The sequence below is a fragment of the Bradyrhizobium sp. Kon10 genome (assembly GCF_055807395.1).
This window is the reverse complement of the sequence record NZ_JBVVOZ010000258.1, coordinates 1-262: the sequence shown is the minus strand read 5'-3', so window position 1 is coordinate 262 and position 262 is coordinate 1. Positions and strand designations below refer to the sequence as shown.

Below are 262 nucleotides of genomic sequence, written 5' to 3'. Positions count from 1 at the left end.
GACGCCATCGTGGTGGTGGAGAACGTCGAACGTAATATCGAGTTGGGCCTGGAACCGTTCCCGGCCACTGAAAAGGCCAAGAGTGAAGTGACCGGCCCGATCATCGCCACGGCGCTGGTGCTGTGTGCGGTGTTCATCCCGGCCGCCTTCATCAGCGGCTTGACCGGCCAGTTCTACAAACAGTTCGCCCTGACCATTGCGATCTCGACCGTGATCTCGGCGTTCAACTCGCTGACGCTGTCCCCTGCCCTCGCCGCCGTGC

The 262-nt window shown here is 62.2% G+C and carries 1 protein-coding gene; it reads left to right on the top strand.

Annotation, left to right across the window (positions count from 1 at the left end):
* The coding region (locus AC0L2O_RS36930) for an efflux RND transporter permease subunit (protein ID WP_473373226.1) at positions 1–262 on the top strand (262 nt) is incomplete at both ends.